Annotated in this window: 20 protein-coding genes; 6 read left to right on the forward strand and 14 right to left on the reverse strand. The window is 66.9% G+C overall.

The annotated features are described in order from the left end of the window. Positions 1-257 precede the first annotated feature (257 nt). On the reverse strand, positions 258-1,334 hold the full coding sequence (locus ACIBTM_RS44365; RefSeq protein WP_395883130.1) for a DUF5005 domain-containing protein: 1,077 nt from the start codon (positions 1,332-1,334) through the stop codon (positions 258-260). A gap of 67 nt (positions 1,335-1,401) precedes the next feature. Here ACIBTM_RS44365 and ACIBTM_RS44370 point away from each other — a divergent pair, with 67 nt between their 5' ends. After that, entirely contained in the window at positions 1,402-2,655 is a 1,254-nt protein-coding gene (locus ACIBTM_RS44370; RefSeq protein WP_395883131.1) for a choice-of-anchor Q domain-containing protein, read from the forward strand. Between the two features lie 66 nt (positions 2,656-2,721). Here ACIBTM_RS44370 and ACIBTM_RS44375 read toward each other — a convergent pair whose 3' ends face one another. The 5 genes from ACIBTM_RS44375 to ACIBTM_RS44395 all read right to left on the reverse strand — a co-directional run bounded on the left by ACIBTM_RS44375 (position 2,722) and on the right by ACIBTM_RS44395 (position 7,064). Continuing rightward, positions 2,722-3,270 (reverse strand): snapalysin family zinc-dependent metalloprotease, encoded by a 549-nt coding sequence (locus ACIBTM_RS44375; protein ID WP_395883132.1) that lies wholly within the window; start codon positions 3,268-3,270, stop codon positions 2,722-2,724. Positions 3,271-3,423: 153 nt separating this feature from the next. Further along, positions 3,424-4,374: an alcohol dehydrogenase catalytic domain-containing protein gene (locus ACIBTM_RS44380; protein WP_395883133.1), complete on the reverse strand. Its 951-nt coding sequence runs from the start codon at positions 4,372-4,374 to the stop codon at positions 3,424-3,426. An 18-nt stretch (positions 4,375-4,392) separates the two neighbouring features. Next, the gene (locus ACIBTM_RS44385; protein WP_360087707.1) at positions 4,393-4,758 is read right to left on the reverse strand and encodes a MerR family transcriptional regulator; all 366 of its coding nucleotides are present in this window, start codon (positions 4,756-4,758) and stop codon (positions 4,393-4,395) included. 36 nt (positions 4,759-4,794) lie between these two features. Beyond that, the gene (locus ACIBTM_RS44390; protein WP_395883134.1) at positions 4,795-5,463 is read right to left on the reverse strand and encodes a response regulator; all 669 of its coding nucleotides are present in this window, start codon (positions 5,461-5,463) and stop codon (positions 4,795-4,797) included. Next, positions 5,460-7,064: an ATP-binding protein gene (locus ACIBTM_RS44395; protein ID WP_395883135.1), complete on the reverse strand. Its 1,605-nt coding sequence runs from the start codon at positions 7,062-7,064 to the stop codon at positions 5,460-5,462. The genes ACIBTM_RS44390 and ACIBTM_RS44395 overlap by 4 nt, the downstream gene beginning before the upstream one ends. A 205-nt stretch (positions 7,065-7,269) precedes the next feature. On the opposite strand from ACIBTM_RS44395, the gene ACIBTM_RS44400 reads away from it, so the two are divergent. Then, positions 7,270-8,589 carry a cation:dicarboxylate symporter family transporter gene (locus ACIBTM_RS44400; protein ID WP_395883136.1) on the forward strand — a complete coding sequence of 440 codons (1,320 nt, stop codon included), beginning with the start codon at positions 7,270-7,272 and terminating at the stop codon, positions 8,587-8,589. Positions 8,590-8,672: 83 nt separating this feature from the next. Next, positions 8,673-9,254: a DUF6000 family protein gene (locus ACIBTM_RS44405; RefSeq protein ID WP_395883137.1), complete on the forward strand. Its 582-nt coding sequence runs from the start codon at positions 8,673-8,675 to the stop codon at positions 9,252-9,254. Here the strand turns inward: ACIBTM_RS44405 and ACIBTM_RS44410 are convergent. After that, on the reverse strand, positions 9,244-9,645 hold the full coding sequence (locus ACIBTM_RS44410; protein WP_395883138.1) for a winged helix-turn-helix transcriptional regulator: 402 nt from the start codon (positions 9,643-9,645) through the stop codon (positions 9,244-9,246). The two genes, ACIBTM_RS44405 and ACIBTM_RS44410, sit on opposite strands and share 11 nt — an antisense overlap. Positions 9,646-9,749: 104 nt before the next feature. Here ACIBTM_RS44410 and ACIBTM_RS44415 point away from each other — a divergent pair, with 104 nt between their 5' ends. Beyond that, positions 9,750-11,159 (forward strand): MFS transporter, encoded by a 1,410-nt coding sequence (locus ACIBTM_RS44415; protein ID WP_395883139.1) that lies wholly within the window; start codon positions 9,750-9,752, stop codon positions 11,157-11,159. On the opposite strand, the gene ACIBTM_RS44420 is transcribed toward ACIBTM_RS44415, so the two are convergent. The 4 genes from ACIBTM_RS44420 to ACIBTM_RS44435 are packed head-to-tail and all read right to left on the reverse strand — an operon-like array spanning position 11,138 to position 13,571. After that, entirely contained in the window at positions 11,138-11,842 is a 705-nt protein-coding gene (locus tag ACIBTM_RS44420) for a carbon-nitrogen hydrolase family protein (RefSeq protein WP_395883140.1), read from the reverse strand. The genes ACIBTM_RS44415 and ACIBTM_RS44420 overlap by 22 nt on opposite strands. A gap of 9 nt (positions 11,843-11,851) precedes the next feature. Further along, positions 11,852-12,316, reverse strand: coding sequence for an SRPBCC family protein (locus tag ACIBTM_RS44425; protein ID WP_395883141.1), 465 nt, complete (start codon positions 12,314-12,316; stop codon positions 11,852-11,854). Further along, complete coding sequence (locus ACIBTM_RS44430; RefSeq protein WP_395883142.1) at positions 12,313-13,023, reverse strand: anti-sigma factor family protein; 711 nt, start codon at positions 13,021-13,023, stop codon at positions 12,313-12,315. Before ACIBTM_RS44430 ends, ACIBTM_RS44425 begins: the two co-directional genes overlap by 4 nt. Beyond that, positions 13,020-13,571 carry a sigma-70 family RNA polymerase sigma factor gene (locus ACIBTM_RS44435; protein ID WP_016335427.1) on the reverse strand — a complete coding sequence of 184 codons (552 nt, stop codon included), beginning with the start codon at positions 13,569-13,571 and terminating at the stop codon, positions 13,020-13,022. The genes ACIBTM_RS44430 and ACIBTM_RS44435 overlap by 4 nt, the downstream gene beginning before the upstream one ends. 260 nt (positions 13,572-13,831) lie before the next feature. Between ACIBTM_RS44435 and ACIBTM_RS44440 the strand changes: the two genes are divergently transcribed. Beyond that, positions 13,832-14,467 carry a fibronectin type III domain-containing protein gene (locus ACIBTM_RS44440; RefSeq protein WP_395883143.1) on the forward strand — a complete coding sequence of 212 codons (636 nt, stop codon included), beginning with the start codon at positions 13,832-13,834 and terminating at the stop codon, positions 14,465-14,467. Positions 14,468-14,544: 77 nt separating this feature from the next. Here the strand turns inward: ACIBTM_RS44440 and uvrA are convergent, their stop codons facing one another. Together uvrA and ACIBTM_RS44450 are read right to left on the reverse strand one after the other, a co-directional pair. Beyond that, entirely contained in the window at positions 14,545-17,400 is a 2,856-nt protein-coding gene (gene uvrA / locus ACIBTM_RS44445) for an excinuclease ABC subunit UvrA (RefSeq protein ID WP_395883144.1), read from the reverse strand. 76 nt (positions 17,401-17,476) lie between these two features. Next, positions 17,477-18,700, reverse strand: coding sequence for an acyltransferase family protein (locus tag ACIBTM_RS44450; RefSeq protein WP_395883145.1), 1,224 nt, complete (start codon positions 18,698-18,700; stop codon positions 17,477-17,479). A gap of 107 nt (positions 18,701-18,807) precedes the next feature. Between ACIBTM_RS44450 and ACIBTM_RS44455 the strand changes: the two genes are divergently transcribed. Further along, on the forward strand, positions 18,808-19,485 hold the full coding sequence (locus tag ACIBTM_RS44455; RefSeq protein ID WP_395883146.1) for an MBL fold metallo-hydrolase: 678 nt from the start codon (positions 18,808-18,810) through the stop codon (positions 19,483-19,485). Positions 19,486-19,599: 114 nt separating this feature from the next. On the opposite strand, the gene ACIBTM_RS44460 is transcribed toward ACIBTM_RS44455, so the two are convergent. Next, complete coding sequence (locus ACIBTM_RS44460) at positions 19,600-20,904, reverse strand: hypothetical protein (RefSeq protein WP_395883147.1); 1,305 nt, start codon at positions 20,902-20,904, stop codon at positions 19,600-19,602. Positions 20,905-21,627: the final 723 nt, after the last annotated feature.

Here is a 21,627-nt window from a genome sequence, read left to right on the forward strand (position 1 = left end):
GGGCCGGGTCTGGGTGTGCGTTCACCGCGTAATCTCGCGGGGACCGGGGGGTGTGTGGAGGATTCGGGACGCTCAACGTCCCGAATCCTCCACACTCGAATCACCTGACCGGTACGAGGGCTGGCTGCTGGGCGTGCCGGGTGTCGACGATGTGGGAATTGGGACGTTGAGTGTCCCGATTCCCACATCGTCGAGGGGTTGCTCGGGGCTCGGAGCAGGTGAGCGAATGCGGGTCCACATACAACCCGAATCGCCACTCACGACCACGGCGGGGACGGCGGCCAGTCGACCTCCACGAACCGCGGCCGGTAGATCCGCACGTCCGCGATGTTGTCCCCGTGGTCGAGGCTGTTCACGTTGTACGACACCGTGAGCTTCCCGGGACGGCTCAGCTGCGGATGCGCCGTCGCGTCGTAGACGATCCGCCGGTCGCTCGCTTCGGGAGCCCGGTAGAGAACGGCCGGAGCGCCGAACGGGCCGGTCGGCGAGCTCGCGGTGTAGGCGAGCATCACCGGGCTGAAGCCGGGACTGGTGTCCATGGTGATCAGCACGTATTCGCCGCCGACACGGGTCACCGAGAACGCCGTCCCGACCCCGGCCAGCATCCGGGCGGAGTCCTCCTCGTGGGGCGACCAGCCGGCGCCGGTCCAGAACCGCCAAGGTCCGCGAAGGCCACCGACGGGGACTCTGGCCAGCCGGAGATGGCCTTGTTCGGCGCCGTAGACATAGGTGTATCCGCCGTCTTCGAGCAGCTCCGATCCCCACGCGACCTTGTCGCTCACCGGGATCACCAGCAGCTCGGACGGCGTCAGCGCGGGCAGCCGGAAGGTCGCCAGCGAAGTCCCGGTGTTCCGGAAGTCGAGACCGCCGGACCCCGTCGTCTTGTACCGGTTGTAAAGCACCGACAGGACGTCGCCTTGAACGACACCGTCACCGACCCAGTAGTGCTCGCCCGAACCCGCGAGACCGATCAGCGCCTCCGGGTCGTCGGCGGTGCCGCCGTGCAGCGTCTCCCCCAGCGAGCCGTCGGGCCGCTGGACGACCAGGGTGTTGCGCGCGATCGGGCTGTCCGGCGGACGGCTGTGGTCGGGGTTCACCGTGCCGAGGAACGTGTCCGAGAACAGCCACGCCGTGCGGCCGTCCGGCAGCGGCACCGACACCGTGCGATCGCCGCCGGTCCAGTGCCCGCCCTGATCGCCGTAGTCGTTCCAGAGCTCGTTCAGCCCGGCGACGGGCGCCACCGGCGGTGGCGGCGCGGACGCGATCCCGCTGCTCGCCACCATGGCGCTGAACAGCAGCGCGGCCGGTACGAGAATCCGCGACGCCCGACGCATCCGATCATGCTAAAGCCGCCGAGGTTTTTGTACGACCCTTGTGCGGCAGGTGGTTACGGTCCGCGGCATGTCCTGGAAACTGCTTTCCGTGGCCGTGCTCGCCGCTGTCGCGTGCACTGGGTTCACGACGGCCGAAGCCGCTTCGAAGACTTACTACGTCGATCAGGTCTCCGGCAGCGACACCGCGAGCGGCACTTCTCAGCAGACCCCGTGGAAATCCCTGGCGAAGGTCTCCGCGACCACGTTCGCGGCGGGCGACACCGTCCTGCTGCGCCGCGGCGGGGCCTGGTCCGGCGGCCTCAGGGTCAACGGATCGGGCGTCACGATCGGCGCGTACGGCACCGGCGCACGGCCGATCGTCAAGGGCAACGCGGAAGCCTGTGTCGACCTTCCTGGCAACGACACCGTGGTGAAGGACCTGCAGGTCGGCGTCGCGGCCGACGCGGGACGCTGTTCGTGGGCCGGGGTGAAGGTATCCGGCGATCGCAACAAGGTGCTGTCGAACCTGATCACCGGTGCCGGCGCGGGCGTGTACATCGCGCCGTCGGCCGATGGTACCGAGGTCACGCAGAACGACCTCGTCGACAACAACCACATGACCGTGGTGACGCCGGGCGGCAACGACGACTCCGGTGCGTTCGCCGTGCTGGTCCAGGGCAACGACTCCGACATCGGCTGGAACCGGATCAGCGGTTCGATCGCGAAGGCCGACGACTTCGGCGGTCTCGACGGCGCCGCGGTCGAGATCTTCTACGGCTCCCGCAACGTCATCCACCACAACATCTCCGAGGACAACGAGACCTTCACCGAACTCGGAACGGACGCGAAGGACCCTGACGGCGTCTCGACCGGCAACGTCTTCGAGTACAACGCGGTGTTCGGCGCCAAGACACGCGGCGGGATCATCACGCGCGGCGCGGAGGACGGCAACGGGCCGGTGCTCGGCACGGTGTTCCGCAACAACTCGCTCCGGCTCCCGAACGCCGAGGCGGAGGGTTTCGTCTGCTACGGCGGCTGCACGAACCAGATGCTGACGATGACGCAGAACGTCGTCCAGGCCGCGTACAAGGTCGGCTACGCGGACGCGACCTTCAACGCGACCGACCACAACGTGTACTTCGGCGGGCTCAGGCAGTTCACCCCGGGCGCGACGGACAAGGTCGCGGATCCGAAGTTCACCTCGGCCACGAACCTGATCCTGCAGGCGGGCAGCCCGGCGATCGACCTCGGCACCACGAAGTACGACGACCGCGACGTCGACGGCAATTCCGTGTACACCGGCGCGGCGGTGGACGCGGGCGCGTACGAGTTCCAGGGCTAGAACGCCGTGAAGGCCTCCTTCCCTACCTTGAGCGTAGGGAAGGAGGCCTTCACGGACTTCCGAGCGTCAGTTGTAGATGCGCTGGATGGTGCCGTTCGACAGCAGGCCGTTGGCCCACAGCGAGTTCACCCGCGAGATCTCCTGGGCGTTCGGCGTCGCGTTGGTGCAGGACGGGCCGGGGCCGCCGCCGGACATCAGTTCGGAGCACGGGCCCTGGTAGTTGTCCGGCAGGCCGAGCGCGTGGCCGGTCTCGTGCGCCGCGATCCGCGTCTGGTTGTACTGCTGCGCCTGCGTGTAGTCGATGAAGATGGTGCCGCGGCCGTGGCCGTCGGTCTCGGCGTACGAACCCGAGGGGTCGTTGCCCTCGGTGTAGCGCAGGGTGGCGCCCGAGGAGCTCTCCTGCAGCTTCACGTTCGACACCGAGTTGTTCCAGTTCGCCACTCCGGCCTGGATGGCGGCCCGGAAGGTGGGGGCTCCCGAGGCGTCGTAGTAGACCGTGGTCGCCGCCACGGCCTGCTGAGCAGGCTGGACCGCCGCCGTGGCCTGACCCGCGGTGACCGGGACGGCCAGCAGCGCCAAGCTCACGGACGCGGAGACGAAGAACTTCCTTGCCATGGACCCACTCCTTGTGAGGACAACGGAATGGTTCGTGAATTTAGGAGCCTCGGTCGCGACCCGGCACCGACTTTCGTCGCGTCAGAAAGCTGGTGATTTACCAACACTTTCGACCTATTGACATGCGCATGTCCGCATATGATCATGCCGCGTTCAGGGCCTCAGCACCAGCTTTCCCGAAGTCGCCCGCGCCTCCAGTTCCGCGAGCACCTTCGGCCCGTCCGCGAGGTCATACCCCGTCGGCGTCCCCGGCACGCAGACGCCGGCCGCGATCAGGGCGCGCAGTTCGTCCATCAGCTCCGCGAAGATGGCGGGCGCGTGCTCGATCAGGACGCCGAGGTGCAGCCCGATCACGTGGATCTGATGCCGGAAGTTCAAGTCCCGGTTGGTGATCGCGACCTCTCCCCCGGCGACGCCGTAGACCACGACCCGCCCGGTGACCCGCTTGGCGGCGGCGAGACTTGCGGCGAAAGCCGCCCCGCCCGCCGATTCGAGTACCAGGTCGGCCGTCCCCGGATCGGCCCCGTAGCCGAGGACGCGATCGGCGCCCAAGCCCCGCACCACGTCGTGCTTGCCCGGCGACGCGGTGCCGATGACGGTGGCCCCGTAGTGCTTGGCCAGCCGGACCGCGGCCTGGCCGACCCCGCCCGCGGCCGCCTGCACCAGCACGGTCTCACCGGCGGCCAGCCGGCCCAGCGGCTTGAGCGCGGCGAGCGCCGTGACCCAGTTCAGGATCAGCCCGATCGCCTGCTCGTCCGACCAGCCTTCCGGCACCGCGACCGCGCCGGACGCGGGCATGACCATGTACTCGGCGAAAGCCCCTCCGCCGGTCCCGACGACGTGGTCGCCGACGGCCGGCGAGGTCACCCCTTCCCCCAGCGCCACGACCTCGCCGGCCGCCTCGAACCCGGCGACGTACGGGGCTTCCGGACCGTCTTCATAGGTTCCCCGCGTCTGCATGACGTCGGCGAAGTTGACCCCCGCCGCGGCCACCTTCAGCAGGATTTCGCCTGGTCCCGGCGCCGGAACGGGGGCATCGGCGACGAGGTGGAGATCTTCAGGACCGTTCGCGGAGTCCTGTCGCAGCGCGCGCATCGAAGTCATGTCCGCACGCTAAAACCCTCACGTTTGTGTCAGGGTCAAGTCGCGCAGGTACGCGTCGAGGGCGTCGCGATTGCGGGTCATGAGCGCGATCCGGCGATCGAGTACTTCCCGCTGCCGCGCGACCTCACCGATCATGTATTCGCACGGCTCCTTCGGCCGGACCTCCTCCGGTCCGTCGAGGTACGGCAGGACCTCGCGGATCAGCCGCACCGGCAGTCCGGCGTCGAGCATCCCGCGAATCTGCAGGACGGCCTCGACCGAGCCCTCGCAGAAGTCGCGATAGCCGTTGCCTTCGCGGCCAGGGCTGATCAAGCCCTCTTCCTCGTAATAGCGCAGCGCGCGGACGCTGACCCCGGTCTTCCGCGCGAGTTCGCCGATCTTCACGATCCCAAGGTAGCCCGCCGACCTCTGTATAGGTCGTTATACGGTTTTCGGCTTGTACCAGACCTCGGGGCGGCCGACCTGGCCGTAGCGGGGCTCGCGCTGGGCGAGGCCGTTGTCGGCGAGGTATTCGAGGTAGCGGCGCGCGGTGACGCGGGAAGCGCCGATGGCGATGGCCGCCGTCCCGGCGGAGAGACCGTCGGCGGCCGAAGCGAGGACTTCGGTGATCGCCTCCAGGGTCTGCGCGCTCATCCCCTTCGGCAATGCCTGCCGCTCGGTGGTGCGCAGGGTACCGAGCGCGCGGTCGATCTCGGCCTGCCCGGTGACTTCGCCCGAAGTTCCGTGGAACTCGGCGTAGCGCTCGAGTTTCTCCCGCAGTGAGGCGAAGGTGAACGGTTTCAGCAGGTACTGCACCACACCGACGGACACGGCGGCCTTCACCAGCGCCAGATCCCGCGCCGAGGTCACGGCGATGACGTCGATCGGGAGACCGGCCGCGCGCAGCGACCGGCAGACGGCGAGGCCGTGCGTGTCCGGGAGATAGAAGTCCAGCAGTACCAGGTCGACCGGTTCACGTTCGCAGAACCGCAACGCGTCGCCGCCGGAGTGCACGACCCCGGCCACGGTGAAGCCGGGCATCCGCTCGACGTACACCCGGTGCGCGTCGGCGGCCACCGGTTCGTCCTCGACGACCAGCACCTTGATCATCGCGCGGACTCCTTCGGCGGCAAACACACGGTGAACACCGCACCCTCGTCGCGGCCGACGTCGATCGTCCCACCGTGCCGCCGCACCGCCTGACCCACCAGTGCCAGGCCGAGTCCGTGCCCGTCCTCGGCTTTGGTGGACCACCCGCGCCGGAACACGTCCTCGACGTCGTCCACACCGGGTCCGGTGTCGGCGACCCGCAGCAGCAAGCCTTCGGCGCCGGACCGCACGGTGACCTCGACGCCGGGCCGTCCGCCGCCGGCGGCGTTCCCCGCCGCCGCGTCGATGCCGTTGTCGATCAGGTTGCCGAGGATGGTCACCAGGTCTCGCGGCGGGACGCCGGTATCCGAGTCCTCCATGACGGTGTCGGGCGTGATCGTGAACTCGACGCCGCGTTCGCTCGCCTCCGCCGCCTTGCCCAGCAGCAGCGCCGCGAGCACGGGTTCGGCGACCGCGCCGACCACACGGTCGGTGAGTTCCTGTGCCAGGGCGAGTTCTTCGGTCGCGAACTCGATGGCTTGTTCGGGGCGGCCGATCTCGACCAGTGAAACGACGGTGTGGAGCCGGTTCGCCGCTTCGTGCGCCTGCGACCGCAGCGCCTCGGCCAGCCCGCGCACCGTGGTCAGTTCCCCGGTCAGCGCCTGGAGTTCCGTATGGTCTCGCAGGATCACCACGGTGCCCATCGCCTTCCCGCGCGAGCGCACCGGTGACGTGCTGACGACGAGCACCCTGGCCTCGGTGAGATGCAGTTCGTCGGTGCGCTCCTCCCCCGAGGTGAACGCCTCGACGAGATCTTCGGGAATGTCCAATGCGGACAGTTCGCGGCCGACGGCGTCCTCGGCGACACCCAGCAGCGCCCGTGCTCCGTCGTTGCACAGCACCACTCGCCCGTCCCCGCCGACGAGCAACAGCCCCTCGCGCACGGAATGCAGGACGGCTTCGTGATACTCGAACAGGTTGCTCAGTTCCTCCGGCGCGATCCCCCTGGTCTGCCGCCGGAGCCGGGCGCTGACCAGATAGCTGCCGATCCCGCCGACCACCAGCACCGCCGCCGCGACCCCGATCAGGGGCCACAGGCGTTCCCGCAGTTCCGCGTCGATCGCTTCGACCGTGATGCCGACCGACACCAGCGCGACGACCTGCCCGGCGGCGCCGCGCACCGGAACCACGACGCGTTCGGACGGGCCGAGCGAACCGGCGTAGGTCTCGACGACCTTGCCGCCGCGTTGCGCCTCGCCGATGTTGCCGATGAACCGCTGCCCGATCAGCTCCGGATTCGGATGCGTGTAGCGGATGCCGTTCTTGTCCATGATGGTCACGAAATCCACGCCCGTGTCCGCGCGGACACTCTGCGCGAACGGCTGCAGTGTCCGGGTCGGCTCCGATGTGGACAGTGCGGCCAGCACACCGGGGGCGTCCGCCACCGCTTCGGCGACCGCGGTCACCTTGTCCCGCGCCCGGTCCTCGGTGGCCCTGACCGAATCGAGGTACGCGAACGTCACCCCGGCCGCGACGAGCACGAAAAGCACCACGAGCTGCAGAATCAGCAGCTGGCGGGCGAGACTGCCGCGTCTGGTCCGGATCCGCGTCGTCGAGGGCACCCGCTCATACCAGCACACCGGTGCCGGGACCGCGCAGCGCGCCCGGCCGGAATTCCCCGGAAACCACTCGTGCGAACTCAATGAACACAACCGTGACCCAGCTCACCTGCCCGGGTGATAGTGACCGGCAATCCCACGGACACCCCCTGAGCTGGAGGCAAAGGTGCCTACACCGCCCGAAACCGCGCCACGTCGCCGAGACAAGATGCATTACCTGTACGTGGCTGTGATCGTCGCGGTGTTTCTCGGCATCGCCGTCGGGTTCGCCGCGCCGGGCCTGGCCAAGGAGCTCAAGCCGCTCGGCACGGGCTTCGTCAACCTGATCAAGATGATGATCTCCCCCATCATCTTCTGCACCATCGTGCTCGGCATCGGATCGGTGGCGAAGGCCGCGAAGGTCGGCAAGGTCGGGTTGCTGTCGCTCGGCTACTTCCTGATGATGTCGACGTTCGCGCTCGCGATCGGCCTCGTCGTCGGCAACCTCCTGCACCCGGGTGCGGGCCTGCACCTCGACCCCGCCGCCGCCGCGAAGGCGCACAAGCAGGCCGAAGGCGGCGAAGGCACCGTCGACTTCCTGATGAGCATCATCCCCACCAGCTTCGGTTCCGCCTTCACCGAAGGCCAGGTGCTGCAAACACTCCTGGTCGCGCTCCTCGCCGGCTTCGCCGTGCAGAAGCTGGGTACCAAGGGCGAGCCGATCCGCCGCGGCATCGAGCACATCCAGCGGCTCGTGTTCCGGATCCTCGCCATGATCATGTGGGCCGCTCCGGTCGGCGCGTTCGGCGCGATCGCCGCGGTGGTCGGCGAAACCGGCTGGGGTGCGCTGCGCAGCCTCGCCGTCATCATGATCGGCTTCTACCTGACCTGCCTGGTGTTCGTGTTCGGCGTGCTCGGCTCGGTGCTGTGGCTCGGCGCGCGGATCAACATCTTCACGCTGCTGCGTTATCTCGGCCGCGAATTCCTGCTGATCCTGTCGACGTCGTCGTCCGAGTCGGCCCTGCCGCGGCTGATCGCGAAAATGGAGCACCTCGGGGTGTCCAAACCGGTCGTCGGCATCACCGTGCCCACCGGCTATTCGTTCAACCTCGACGGCACGGCCATCTACCTGACGATGGCGACCCTGTTCATCGCCAGCGCGCAGGACCAGCCGCTGGGCGTCGCCGAGCAGATCTCCTTGCTGCTGTTCATGATCATCGCGTCGAAGGGCGCGGCGGGCGTGAGCGGCGCCGGGATCGCCACCCTCGCCGGCGGTCTCCAGTCGCACCGGCCGGAACTGGTCGACGGCGTCGGGTTCATCCTCGGCATCGACCGGTTCATGTCCGAGGCCCGCGCGCTGACCAACTTCGCGGGCAACGCCGTCGCGACCGTCCTGGTCGGAACGTGGACCAAGGAGTTCGACCGCGAGCAGGCCGGCCGGGTGTTCAGCGGCCAGGCCCCGTTCGACGAAGCCACCCTGATCGACGACCATCCCGACACCTCGAAGGATCCTGAAGGCGACAGGGAGAAGACCGTGGCGCACGCGTAGCGCCCGGCGGCGAACCGGAACCGCGGTGCGAGGGTCCCCCGTCCTCGCACCGCGGTTCCTTCTTTTCTGGAAAGCTGAGCGGCATGCCGGACGCCATCGACCGCTACGTCCTCTCGCGGTACTCGAAGCTGCTGCACGGCAACTTCGCCGGGATGATGAGCGGCCCCGAAGGCGGGCCGTTCCTGCGAGACCTCGTCGAGGACGCGCGGACGATCACCGACGACGAACTCGGCGAACTGCTCGCCGCGGACTGGCGGCCACGGATCACCGCGGCCTGGCTGATCGGTGCCGACCGCCGCACCGCGTGGCGCGGGCGCATCCGGGAACTGTTCCTGGAAAGCGACCTGGTCTTCGCCGGGCAGGGCTACTGTTTCGCGCTCGCCCGGTTCGGCACGATCGCCGACGCCGAAATCCTCGTGTCCTATCTGGACCACTACCTCGCACGGCCGGACCTGCGCTACGACCAGGAATGGGCGCTCGCGGCCCTGCACCACATCGACTCCGACCTCACGACCGCGTACACGTCGCGCTATCTGCGGCCGGGCGGGCTCTGGGAGAGCTGGTCCGCCGAGAACAGCACGGACCTGCCGTTCCAGAAGATGTACTTCGCCATGCTGTGCTCGCACGTCCAGCGTGCCGTGCACGCGGTGGACGTCAGACGCTGACCTTCTCGTCGTAGACGACGCGGGACACCGCGATCGAGTCACGGTGACGCTCGGCCCAGCTCAGCAGGCCGCTCAGCGACGCGTACAGCTCCTTCGCCATCGCCGTGGCCTCGTACTCCACCCTCGGCGGCACCGTCGGGTACACGGTGCGCACGAGCAGGCCGTCGCGTTCGAGGTTCCGCAACGTCAAGGTGAGCATCCGCCTGCTGATCCCCTCCACCGAACGCTCCAGTTCGGTGAACCGCACGGGGCCGCGCGTGGCCTCCAGCAGGATGCCGATCGCCCACTTGCCGCTGATCCGGTTGATCACCTCGAGGACGGTGCAGGCCTCGAGTTTTTCCGGGTCCACCACGCTGGCCTGTGCGGTCACATCGCTGTTCCCCTGGGACATGAAAGTGCCTCCTTCCGGCAGGGAACAGAGTCACACAAGATGGGCGCTGTTACAAGTGATGCACCAAGGCATCACCCAGGGAACTCTTCCGAATTGGATTTCTCATGCCACAGCGCGCTCTCGCCCTCGCCGTCCTTTGCGCCGTCTCCCTGATGGTCGTCCTCGACGGCTCGATCGTCGCCGTCGCGCTGCCCGCGATCCAGAACGACCTCGGCTTCACGCCCTCGACGCTGGCCTGGGTGGTCAACGCCTACCTGATCGCGTTCGCCGGGCTGCTCCTGTTGTCCGGCAGACTGGGCGACCTGATCGGCCGGAAACGGGTCTTCCTGGCCGGGCTCGGCTTGTTCACGCTCGCCTCGCTGCTCTGCGGGATCGCACAGGACCAGGCGCAGCTCATCGGATTCCGCTTCCTGCAGGGCGCCGGTGGCGCGCTGGCGTCGGCCGTCGTACTCGGCATGATCACCACGCTCTACCCGGAACCGCGGGCACGGGCGAAGGCCATCGGCGTCTACAGCTTCACCCAGGCCGCCGGAGCGTCGATCGGGCTCATCGCGGGCGGCACGCTCACCCAGCTGCTCGACTGGCACTGGACGTTCTTCGTCAACCTGCCGATCGGCGCGATCGCGCTGGTGCTCGCCGTCCGGCTGCTCGCGGACGATCGGGGCCCGGGCCTGCGCGACGGCACGGACGTCACCGGCGCCGGGCTGGTCACCGGTGGCCTGATGCTGCTGGTCTACACGATCGTCAAGGCCGAGGAGTACACGTGGGCCGACGCCCGCAGCCTCGGCCTCCTCACGGTGTCGCTGCTCCTGCTCGCCGGGTTCGTGCTCCGGCAGGCGAAGGCACGCCGACCGCTGCTGCCGCTGCGGATCTTCCGCCTCCGCGCGGTGACCGGGGCGAACACGGTGATGGTCCTGATGGTGGCCGGGTTGTTCGGCTTCCAGTTCATCACGGCGCTCTACCTGCAGCGGGTGCTCCGGCTCGACGCGTTGAGCACCGGGTTCGCCTTCCTGCCCGCCCCGCTCTCGATCGCGGTGATGTCGCTGGTCTTCGCCGAGCGGCTGAACCACCGCTTCGGGGCTCGGACGGTACTCGTCGGCGGGCTCTCGCTGGTCGCGCTGGCGCTCGGTTTCCTCGCCACCGTCCAGGCGGACGGCGACTACGCGACGGACGTCCTGCCCGCGCTCGTCCTGATGGGCGTCGGGTTCGGCGCGGCGATGCCGGCGCTCATGGGGCAGGCGATGTCCGACGTCGCACCCGCCGACGCCGGGGTCGCCTCGGGACTGATCAACACCACGCAGCAGATCGGCGCGGCGATCGGGACCGCCGTACTCGCGACCACCGCCGCTTCGCGCACCGGATCACTGCTGGCCGAAGGAGCCGCGATGTCCGAAGCACTCGCTAGCGGATATCGGGCCGCGTACGCACTGAGCGCCGGGCTGCTCGCTCTCGCCGTCTTCGCCGCGACAGTGCTCCTTCGCGCCCGGAAGGTTCAGGAAGCGATCGTCGCGTAAGCCCACTCGGAGACCTCGCCGCCGAGGCGCACCTCGGCGGCGCCTCCGGGTTTCCAGACCCCGCTGCCGCCGAACGCGGCCATACCGCCGGTCTTGCCGGAGTACTGGGAAAGCACCACCCACATCCCGTATCCGGCCGCGACGCCGACCTGATCGAGCAAACGGTCTTCCTGGCCCTCACTGAAGAGCGCGCTGAGGACGTAGACCTCGGCGCCCGCCTCGGCGAGCTCCCGCGCGTGGTCCGGGTTCGCGGCGTCGAGACAGATCGCCAGACCGAGGCGCCTGCCGCCGACCTCGACGATCACTTGCCGCGTACCCGGTTCGAAGAGTTCTTCCTCGCTGTTGTGCAGGTTCCGTTTCGCATAGGTGGCGACGGTTTCCCCGCCGGGTCCGAGGACCAGCGAGCCGATGTACCGGCGGCCGTCCTCCACCAGCGGCAGCCCGATGACGGCGTGGACGGCGCTCGCCCGGCAAGCCTCACGAAGCGGTTCGAGGCGCGAGTCGTCCGATGTCAGCCAGAGTCCCGGATCGGCGGCGAGCGCCTCGAATTCCAAACCGGTCAGGGAGAGTTCGGGAAACACGCAGAGATCGGCGTCCGCGATCCGGAGGAGCCTGGCGTGTTCCGCGATGTTCGCGGAGAGATCGGCGGGAACGGTGAACGGCTGCACGGTGGCGACACGCATGGTCGGAGCCTAGCGCCCCAGGTATCCCTGCAATCCGTGTTGCCCCCGCCGCATCATGAGCGCGTGGTTGACCCGGAAGACCGGCCTGGCGACCCGATCGAACTTGCGCAGCAACGGTTTCCGCGCCTCGACCTCCTGCGTGATCTCCAGCCTGGTGCCGCTTCCCACCGCGACCAGTGCGCCGGCCAGTGTCCCTTCCAGGTCACCGCTGAGCAGCACTCGCAACCTGCCCTCGCGCTCGTCCTGGTGATCTCGGTGCATCCGTACGGTCAGCGCGTACGGCAGCCTGGAACGGCAGACGAGTTCGGCGGTGTCCTCGTCGACCTGGCTGACCGAACGTACGTCGCGCCACCACAACGGATATGCGGCCAGGTCGACGACGGCGTCGAAAACCGCCTTGGGCGAGGCGGGCAGCACCCACGTGTCGCGGAAGCGGTACCAACCGCCTCCGCGACCCGTGAGCGAACCCGTCATACCCGCGCCGACACCAGGTTCCGGCCGTCCATCGTCACGACGTCGACCGAGGCCACGTCGTTCGGGGCGACCAGCGCGGAACCGTCGACACCGGTGCCCTCACGCTGTCCCTTCTCCGAAACGAGCCAGCTACCGGCGTTGACCCGCTCTCCGCTCTTGGTCACCACGACGAGCGCGCACTTCTCGCCCTCGCGGACACCTGTCGCCTTGGCGTGCAGCCGCACCCAGCCCGCGGCCGGGACCACCCGGACCGCCAGTTGCGCGCCCGTGTCCCGGTTGGTCGCCGCGAGGTCGCGGGTGCCGGGCACCGGGGCGGTCGCCGTCGGCACCGGCAAGGCCACCGTCGACGGTTCGGGCGACGTCTGCCGTCCGACCAGCACACCCGCGCCGAGCGCCACCACGACCAGCACGGCCGCACCGGCGACGGCGAGGAGCCGCCGCGGTTTGCGCTCCTGGGCGCCTTCTTCTTCGCGAACCTGACGCAGCGTGCGCTGCAGGAGCAGATCTCCCCCGTCGGGCGGCCCTTCGAGGAACGCCTCCGGCGGCACCTCGTCGAGGTGGTGGCGCAGCTCCGACAGCTCGTGCACCTCACGACGGCACGTGGGGCAGTTCGCCAGATGTGTCTCGAACGTGGCCGCTTCCGCCGGAGTCAGCCCGCCGAGGACGTAGGCGGCGAGCTGGCCCTGGTCATGTCCCACCGCACTCATCGCGCTACCTCCTTCCCGGGTCCGGACATCACGGCTCTGAGCGCCCGTAACGCGTAATAGGATCTCGACTTAACGGTACCCGGGGCCACGCCCAGGGATTTCGCCGCTTCGGCCACCGTCCGGCCCCGGTAATAGATCTCCACCAGTACCTCACGATGTTCCGTGGACAGGCCGTCCATGGCCCCGAGCACGGCCATGGAGTCCACGACGCTCTGCGCGTGGTCCCGCTCCACCGCCGGGGTGGGCACGCCTTCCGCCGGCTCCGCCACTTCCGGTGGCCGGGCCGCCCTGGCCCGCGCGCGGTCGGTGATGATGTTCCGGGCGACCGTGAGCAGCCAGCCCCGCACCGATCCCTTCGCGTCGTTTTCCAGGTCTTCGGCATGTTTCCAAGCCCTGACCAAGGTCTCCTGCACGACGTCCTCCGCGGCCGCGCGGTCCCCGGTCAGCCTTGTCGCGTACGCCAACAGGCTTCGCCCGTGTTCGGCGTACAAGTGCCGGACCAAGTCCTCGCCTTTGGCCTTTTTGGGCCGCCAGCCTCCGATCGCCACTCGCGTCCTCCCGACGGTCTTCTGGGTCGGCGAGGACAGTACTGCAACCCGCAGGGGTAAAGTGGATCGTTCGGCGCCCGCCGCGATCGAACTGTGCATCGGCACCGGCCTCTCCTCGGTTCTCCATGGCCGCCTCCTCTTGCCTCCCACACGGATGGCCAGGGGGTGTGGTTCAACCGGGGTCTTGTCGATCATCGGACGCGCTCGTATGCTGACGCCTCCGGATTCCGCCGCCGCCTGATTCCCGGGAGGGTCTCGGCGTGCCAAGGAAGCTCGCGATCGTGCTGCTGGCGGTCGCTTTCGTGTCGGGATGCGGCGAGGAACCCGGTTTCACCGCGAAGCTGACGGATCCGGTGAACGTCGACCTGAGCTGGCCCGACGACGATCCGGACGCCGCGGGCAGGATCGTCGAGTACACCACCGATCCGCACGGCGAGTACACGATCCTGCAGTTCGTGCCGCCTCGGCAGACGACGTACCGGCATCCGGATCTGATCCCGGAAACGCGGTTCTACTACCGGATCCGGCCGTTCTACGGCGCCGTTTCGGACGCCGTGACGGTTTCCGGCCCCTCGACTCCCGCCGCTTCCGGCCCTGTCGTGCCACTGCGGGCGGGCGATCGATCGGCCGCCCCGGCCTCGTTCCGGGCCGAGCCCGCGCCGGAGGAGATGGTGCGGTTCAGCTGGGCTGATCGCTCCAGCGACGAGGACGGCTTCCTGGTGGAGATCAAGAAACCCGGCGCGGCCGGGTTCGTGCCGATCGAGGTCTCCGATCCGGGGACGACGTCGGCCGGGCTCGCTTCGATGCCGGGCGAAGAGGGCGCCTCCTACCGGCTGCGCGCCTTCTACTACGGGCCCGCTTCGCCCGTACTGGACCTCGTGAGCGGTAAAGGGTAGCTCCCCCTCCGGATGCTATGAAAGGTCCTTTCCTTGCAAAATTTGCAAGGAAAGGACCTTTCATAGCGTGGGGTGACTCAAGCGAGAACAGTCTTCAAGAACTGACCGGTGTAGCTCTCCTCCACCGAAGCGACGTGCTCCGGCGTGCCCTCCGCGATCACGGTGCCGCCGCCCGAACCGCCCTCGGGGCCCATGTCGATGATCCAGTCCGAGGTCTTGATGACGTCGAGGTTGTGCTCGATGACGATCACCGTGTTGCCCTTGTCCACCAGCCCGTTGATCACGCCGATCAGCTTGCTGATGTCCTCGAAGTGCAGCCCGGTGGTCGGCTCGTCGAGGATGTAGACCGTCTTGCCGGTGGAGCGCTTCTGCAGCTCGCTGGCGAGCTTGACGCGCTGTGCCTCACCGCCCGACAGGGTCGGCGCCGGCTGCCCGAGCCGGACATAGCCGAGGCCGACGTCGACGAGGGTGGCCAGGTGCCGGTGGATCGCCTTGATCGGCTCGAAGAACTCGGCGGCCTCCTCGATCGGCATGTTCAGCACGTCGGAGACGGTCTTGCCCTTGTAGTGCACCTCAAGGGTCTCGCGGTTGTACCGGTCGCCCTTGCAGACCTCGCACGGGACGTAGACGTCCGGCAGGAAGTTCATCTCGATCTTGATCGTGCCGTCACCGGCGCAGGCCTCGCACCGGCCGCCCTTGACGTTGAACGAGAACCGGCCCTGCTGGTAGCCGCGCACCTTCGCCTCGGTGGTCGCGGCGAACAGCTTGCGCACGTGGTCCCAGACGCCGGTGTACGTCGCCGGGTTGGACCGCGGGGTGCGGCCGATCGGCGACTGGTCGACGCGGACCAGCTTGTCGACGCCCGCCAGCCCGTTCACGCGGGTGTGACGGCCGGGGACCTGGCGCGCTCCGTTGAGCTTGTTCGCCAGCACGGTCGCGAGGATGTCGTTGACCAGCGTGGACTTCCCGGAACCCGAGACACCGGTGACCGACACGAGGCAGCCGAGCGGGAACGACACGTCGAGCCCGCGCAGGTTGTGCTCGCGCGCGCCGACGACGGTCAGCTGACGCTTCTTGTCGATCGGGCGCCGGATCGCCGGTACCTCGATCTTGGTGCGGCCCGACAGGTACGCGCCGGTGATCGAGTCCTTGTTCCGCAGGATCTTCTTGTACGGTCCACTGTGGACGATGTGGCCACCGTGCTCACCGGCGCCGGGGCCGATGTCGACCACCCAGTCGCTGGAGCGGATGGTGTCCTCGTCGTGCTCGACGACGATCAGCGTGTTGCCGAGATCCCGCAGGCGGACCAGCGTCTCGATCAACCGGTGGTTGTCCCGCTGGTGCAGCCCGATCGACGGCTCGTCCAGCACGTACAGCACGCCGACCAGACCGGAACCGATCTGCGTGGCGAGCCGGATGCGCTGTGCCTCGCCGCCGGACAGCGTCCCGGAGGCGCGGTCGAGCGAGAGGTAGTTGAGGCCGACGTCGAGGAGGAAGCGCAGCCGCGCCTGGATCTCCTTGAGCACCGCGCCGGCGATCACCTGCTCGCGCTTGCCGAGCTCCAGCTCGTCGAGGAACTGCGACGCCTCGGCGATCGAGAGGGCGCAGACCTCGGCGATCGACCGGTCGCCCTGGGTCTTGTGCTCCAGGGTGACGGCGAGGATCTCAGGCTTGAGCCGCGTGCCCTGACAGGCCGGGCACGGCACCTCGCGCATGTAGCCCTCGTACCGCTCGCGCATGTACTCGGACTCCGTCTGCTCCTGGCGACGCTCGAGGAACGGGATGACACCCTCGAAGCTCGCGTAGTACGAACGCTGACGGCCGTAGCGGTTCTTGTAGCGGACGTGGACCTGCTCGTCGACGCCGTGCAGGACGGCCTTCTGCACCTTCGCCGGAAGCTTGCGCCACGGCGTGTCCATCCGGAAGCCGATGGTCTCCGACAGCGATTCGAGCAGACGGATGAAGTAGTCCGCGCTCTGGCCGCCTGCCCACGGCGCGATGGCGCCCTCGCCGAGGGACATCTCGTCGTCCGGGACCACGAGCTCCGGGTCGACCTCCTTGCGGACGCCGATACCGGTGCAGTCGGGGCAGGCGCCGTACGGGGCGTTGAACGAGAACGACCGCGGCTCGAGGTCTTCGATCGCCAGCGGGTGCCCGTTGGGACAGGCCAGGTTCTCGGAGAAACCGCGCACGCGATGCGGATCGTTCTCCGGCAGGTCGACGAACTCCAGCTCGATCAGGCCGTCGGCCAGCCGGAGCGCCGTCTCGACCGAGTCGGTGAGGCGCTGCCGCGAGCTCGTCTTCACCGAAAGCCTGTCGATGATGACGGCGATCTGGTGCTTTTCCTGCTTCTTCAGCTTCGGCGGGTCGGTGAGCGGGTGGATCGTCCCGTCGACCACGACGCGCGCGTAGCCCTGCTGCTGCAGATTCTCGAAGAGGTCGAGGTACTCACCCTTGCGCCCGCGCACGACCGGCGCGAGCACCTGGAAGCGGGTGCCCTCCTCCATCGCGAGCACCTGGTCGACGATCTGCTGCGGGGTCTGCTTGCTGATCGCCTCGCCGCACTGCGGGCAGTGCGCCTTGCCGGCGCGGGCGTAGAGCAGGCGCAGGTAGTCGTAGACCTCGGTGATGGTGCCGACGGTCGAACGCGGGTTGCGCGAGGTGGACTTCTGGTCGATCGACACCGCGGGCGACAGGCCCTCGATGAAGTCGACGTCCGGCTTGTCCATCTGGCCGAGGAACTGGCGCGCGTACGCCGAGAGCGACTCGACGTAGCGACGCTGCCCTTCGGCGAAGATGGTGTCGAAGGCGAGACTCGACTTCCCGGACCCGGACAGACCGGTGAAAACGATCAGGCTGTCGCGGGGCAGGTCGAGATCCACACCGCGGAGGTTGTGCTCGCGGGCGCCGCGAACAACGAGGCGATCAGCCACGCCAGGGTCCCTTCAGGTTCATTCTCAGCTGCGGTCGCCGGCCCGGTCGATAGCTGCACGGGCGGCCGCTTCCATGCTACGAGGCACCACCGACAGAAACTGGTTCCGAGTCCTTGACCTGCGGTTTTCCAGGCTTATCGCGTCGATCCCGGCGAGCGGTGAGCCACCGGTGGACCGGCCGTTCCACGCCAGCGGTGATCGCCCAGCCCCCGAGGACGGCGGCGGCCAGCACGATGGGGAGCCGCAGCCAGCCGGGGACGCCGACGTTCAGCAGGGCACGGGCCAGGATGTAACCGAGTTCCTGGTGCACCAGATAAAGACCATACGAGATGCCCGCGAGCCAGGTGACAGCCGGGGCGATCCTGGAGAGACCGGGGAACCGCCAGTCCGGCCCGCGCGCGGCCAGGCACACCAGCAGCACCATGATCGCGAACCCGATGGTCGACGGCCAGCGCTCCGGATCGTTCGGCAGGGCCTGATGGAACGGGAAGACCTGCAGGTCCTGCGCGGCGCAGGCGGCGAGCACGAACAGCGCGAGATGCCAGTGCGCCAGCCGCCGTTTCGCCCACAGCCAGATCGCGATGCCGATGGCGAAGACGTGCACGCGGTGCAGGCCGAGGCCGTAATAGAAGGTCTCCACGAGCTTCGGTGCGGAAACCGGGTCGAACACGACGAACCGGAGGAACAACGGGACCAGGATCAGCGCCCAGAGCAGCGCGACCGTGAGCCGGTGGGTGCGCCACCGGCGTGGCCACAGCAGGGCCGCGGCGGTGAACGCGACGAGCTGGACCGGCAGCGTCCAGTAGGCGCCGTCGAGATAGTAGAAGAGTTCGTACCGCCAGCCCCATTCCTGGACCATGCCCAGGTTGGCGAGCAGATCGGCGCCGGTGGGGACGTACCAGGGCGACGGATCGGACGGCAGGCCCTGCGGAACGCCGAACAGGAATCCCGAGAGGCCGGGCGGGAACGGCAGGCCGCTGAACCGGATCGTCGCGTACCGGGCGACGACGTAGGTGACGGTCACCGCCACCAGGTACGCGGGCACCAGCCGCGCGACCCGGTTCCACAGCCACCGCCCCGGCCGCCCCTTGCGCAGGCTCGCGCAGACGAAGAAGGCGGAGATCACCAAAAGGATGGCCGCACCGAACTGGGCGGTTACCCGGAAGGGGTACCCCACCAGTTCCGGATGCAGAAGCGCCCCTTGATGGGTGACGTGCCCGAGCATGACCGCGAAGACGGCGACAACGCGAAGGACATCCCAGCTGATCTTGCGCGGGGCGCGCGGCGAGGCGTCGGGCACGAGCGTCCTGTGGTTCGGCTGGCGGGGCGACGCGAGCCTACGTCGTGCACCTGTGCGCCGCCTGTGCGGGTGGAACCGATTGCAGGCGGACGACTACCGTGTGCGGCGTGAACATCGTCGAGACCTATACCGGGCATGTCGACCCCGGCGGCGACGCCGCCCGCCGCACCCTGGACGCGCTCACCATCACGAAGCTGTCGGTCGGCCCGATGGACAACAACGCGTATCTGCTCGTCTGCCGCGCCGAGAACGAGGCGCTGCTGATCGACGCCGCGAACGACCCGGAACGGATCTCCGACCTCATCGGCCACGGCCCCGACAGGCCCGCGCTGAGGACCGTCGTGACGACCCACCAGCACCAGGACCACTGGCAGGCCCTCGGCGCCGTCGCCGGCGCGAACGGCTCGAACACCGCGGCCCACCCGCTGGACGCCGAACCGCTGCCGATCCCGCCGGACTTCCTCGTCGAGCACGGCGACACGCTCAAGGTCGGGCAGATCACCCTCGAGGTGATCCATCTGCGCGGCCACACCCCCGGCTCCATCGCACTGCTGTACCGCGACCCGAACGGGCATCCGCACCTGTTCACCGGCGACTCGCTGTTCCCTGGCGGTGTCGGGAAGACCGGTTCGCCTGCGGACTTCACGTCGCTGCTGGACGACGTCGAGTCGCGGATCTTCGGGGAGCTGCCGGACGAGACGTGGTTCTATCCCGGCCACGGTGACGACTCGACGCTGGGCGCCGAGCGTCCGAAGCTGGCGGAGTGGCGCGGACGCGGCTGGTGAACCTACCGTTCCTCAAGAGACCTTATGACCAGCCTACCGTGCGAACGGCCAACATAGACGCTTTCGCAGGCCACAAGAGAGACCTACCCACTCTAACCACTTCAAAGGTCGAAATTACAAAACTTTCAACTTCCTTTGCAACTTCCACAAGAAATACATATCAGATAACTCTACCTCACCCTTTTCCTCTAAATACTTGCCTAGATTTACGCCCGGCGCCATCATCCCCAACGCAATTCCCGCTGGAAGCAAAAGTGGGATACCCGCAATAATTCCCACAGTCACTGCTGCAGAACCAACCGTTAAGTTCGCCGCAGACTTCCGAGACAGGATTTTTCGTGCAACATTTAGCCGCTGATCAATGTCATGCAGAGCCGGCACAAGGAAGTCATTTAACACAGTTACCGCGACAGCATTAACATCCCGCTTCCCTCTTTGCTTAACAGTTTCATTTATTGCCGCACGCAATGCGGAACGAAAGCGCTCAAATGCATCTGCTTCATCTTCTCGAATTTTCAACAGATCTGCCGCAGATACCCCGCACAAGATTGGCATGCCAATCTCTATTGCCACCTCCCCTGGAAGACCCTCCGAGGCAGCCTCATCCTCACGGTTATCCAAAGCAAGGATAAAGTCAATCATAGGCGAAAAAACGGCCAATGGCGCCTCGAAATCCGAGGCAACCGCAACATCTACGGCCGTAAACTCTGCGAAGAGATTGAATATCTCTTCGCAGATCAGTTTTTTCAGTTCGTGCTCACTGCGACCAGCAGGAGACCCTTCAAGATGGCCCGACCTAATGCCCACAAGTGGATGCTCGTAAACATAGTGATAATGTCCGCCATATGCGTAGTGATCCTCAATGTCGTGCAAGGATCCTTCCATTAGCGTTTTAACAATACTCTCACGATCGTCGAGAATTCGCTTTAACCCGGCCGCTTCAAGTTTACTTGAGTCATTTCCATGTCGAATACAAGGATCAAGCTTCTGCCTAAACACAACACTGTCGAGTGCGCCAATCTTGCGCAAGTGAAGCAGCAGGAAGCAATGAGCCCTAGCCCTCTCACGCGCAAGCACATGATCTCCATTTGAAATCATCTTTGAATACCTACGTGCCGACAATCCCTCAACGATAATTTCGTCGAAATAGTGCCAAGTTGCCCCAAATACTTGATCAACTTCGTTGATAAGTTCACGGTCATCCGCCCCCGTCAACTCTCCAGAGAGATCAATCCCACGTCCGGCAACAACAGGATTATTCGTACGCGACTCGTCACCAGCATGCATACTCGCCCGCATAGCCAAGTCGTTTAGTTCTTTAAATTTCCCGTAGTCAGAGATTGCTTTCTCAATATCTCTTTCTTGCCTGATCCCACTGGTTTCCATCCATTCAAGAAGCCAGAACATTCCTGCCGTCACTCCAATACGTTATGATCCCTAAAACATTGGACTATTCTCTAAAATGATTTCACTCACTGATGGATTTGCCCGGGCAGGCTCACGTTCCTTTCCGTCCTTCGGAAGCCAGCAGTCTCACCAGCAACCCATCCCGTGCCCAAGTTCGAAAGCCGACAGAGAAGCACCGAGAGATGCTCACAGGTGGTCACCCTCCTCTTTCTTGCATGGCAAACGAAGCGATGAGCAACAGTTCACCAGGCATCGTATTCCTCCATACTAGTACCGCAAGCGTGACATCCTGAACGATTCATATGCTGATGCGGCATGTCGCGTCAACGATCGAGAACGCCGACCTCATATCGGCTAGTCGCTTCAGCGTTTGCCAGGGGCCGACGGGGAACCGTAGACGCCAGCGCATTCCCCGGCGGACGCATCTGCATAACGACGAAACCCCATGTCCGGCTCGCAGCCGGTTCGAAATCTGCATCGCCACCGTGTTCCGCAACATCCGCGAGACCACCACCTTTCTCGCCACGACGACAAAAGGCTCCCTGCTTCGTCTCGTTTCCGGTGGGCGCAAGTTTGAAATTCCTCATCCGATACTGCTCTTGTGTCTCATTGTCGTCACCATGCTGTGCGTCCGCCTGCGGCGAACGCTTGCACGAGCGGCCCGCACGGTCGTCCACCGCCTTAGCTTGCTGGACAGCCACATCCCTGCCGCCGCTCGGCTAGGGCGTGTCCTGT

The sequence above is a fragment of the Amycolatopsis sp. NPDC049868 genome (assembly GCF_044461365.1).
In the GTDB taxonomy this organism is placed as follows: domain Bacteria; phylum Actinomycetota; class Actinomycetes; order Mycobacteriales; family Pseudonocardiaceae; genus Amycolatopsis.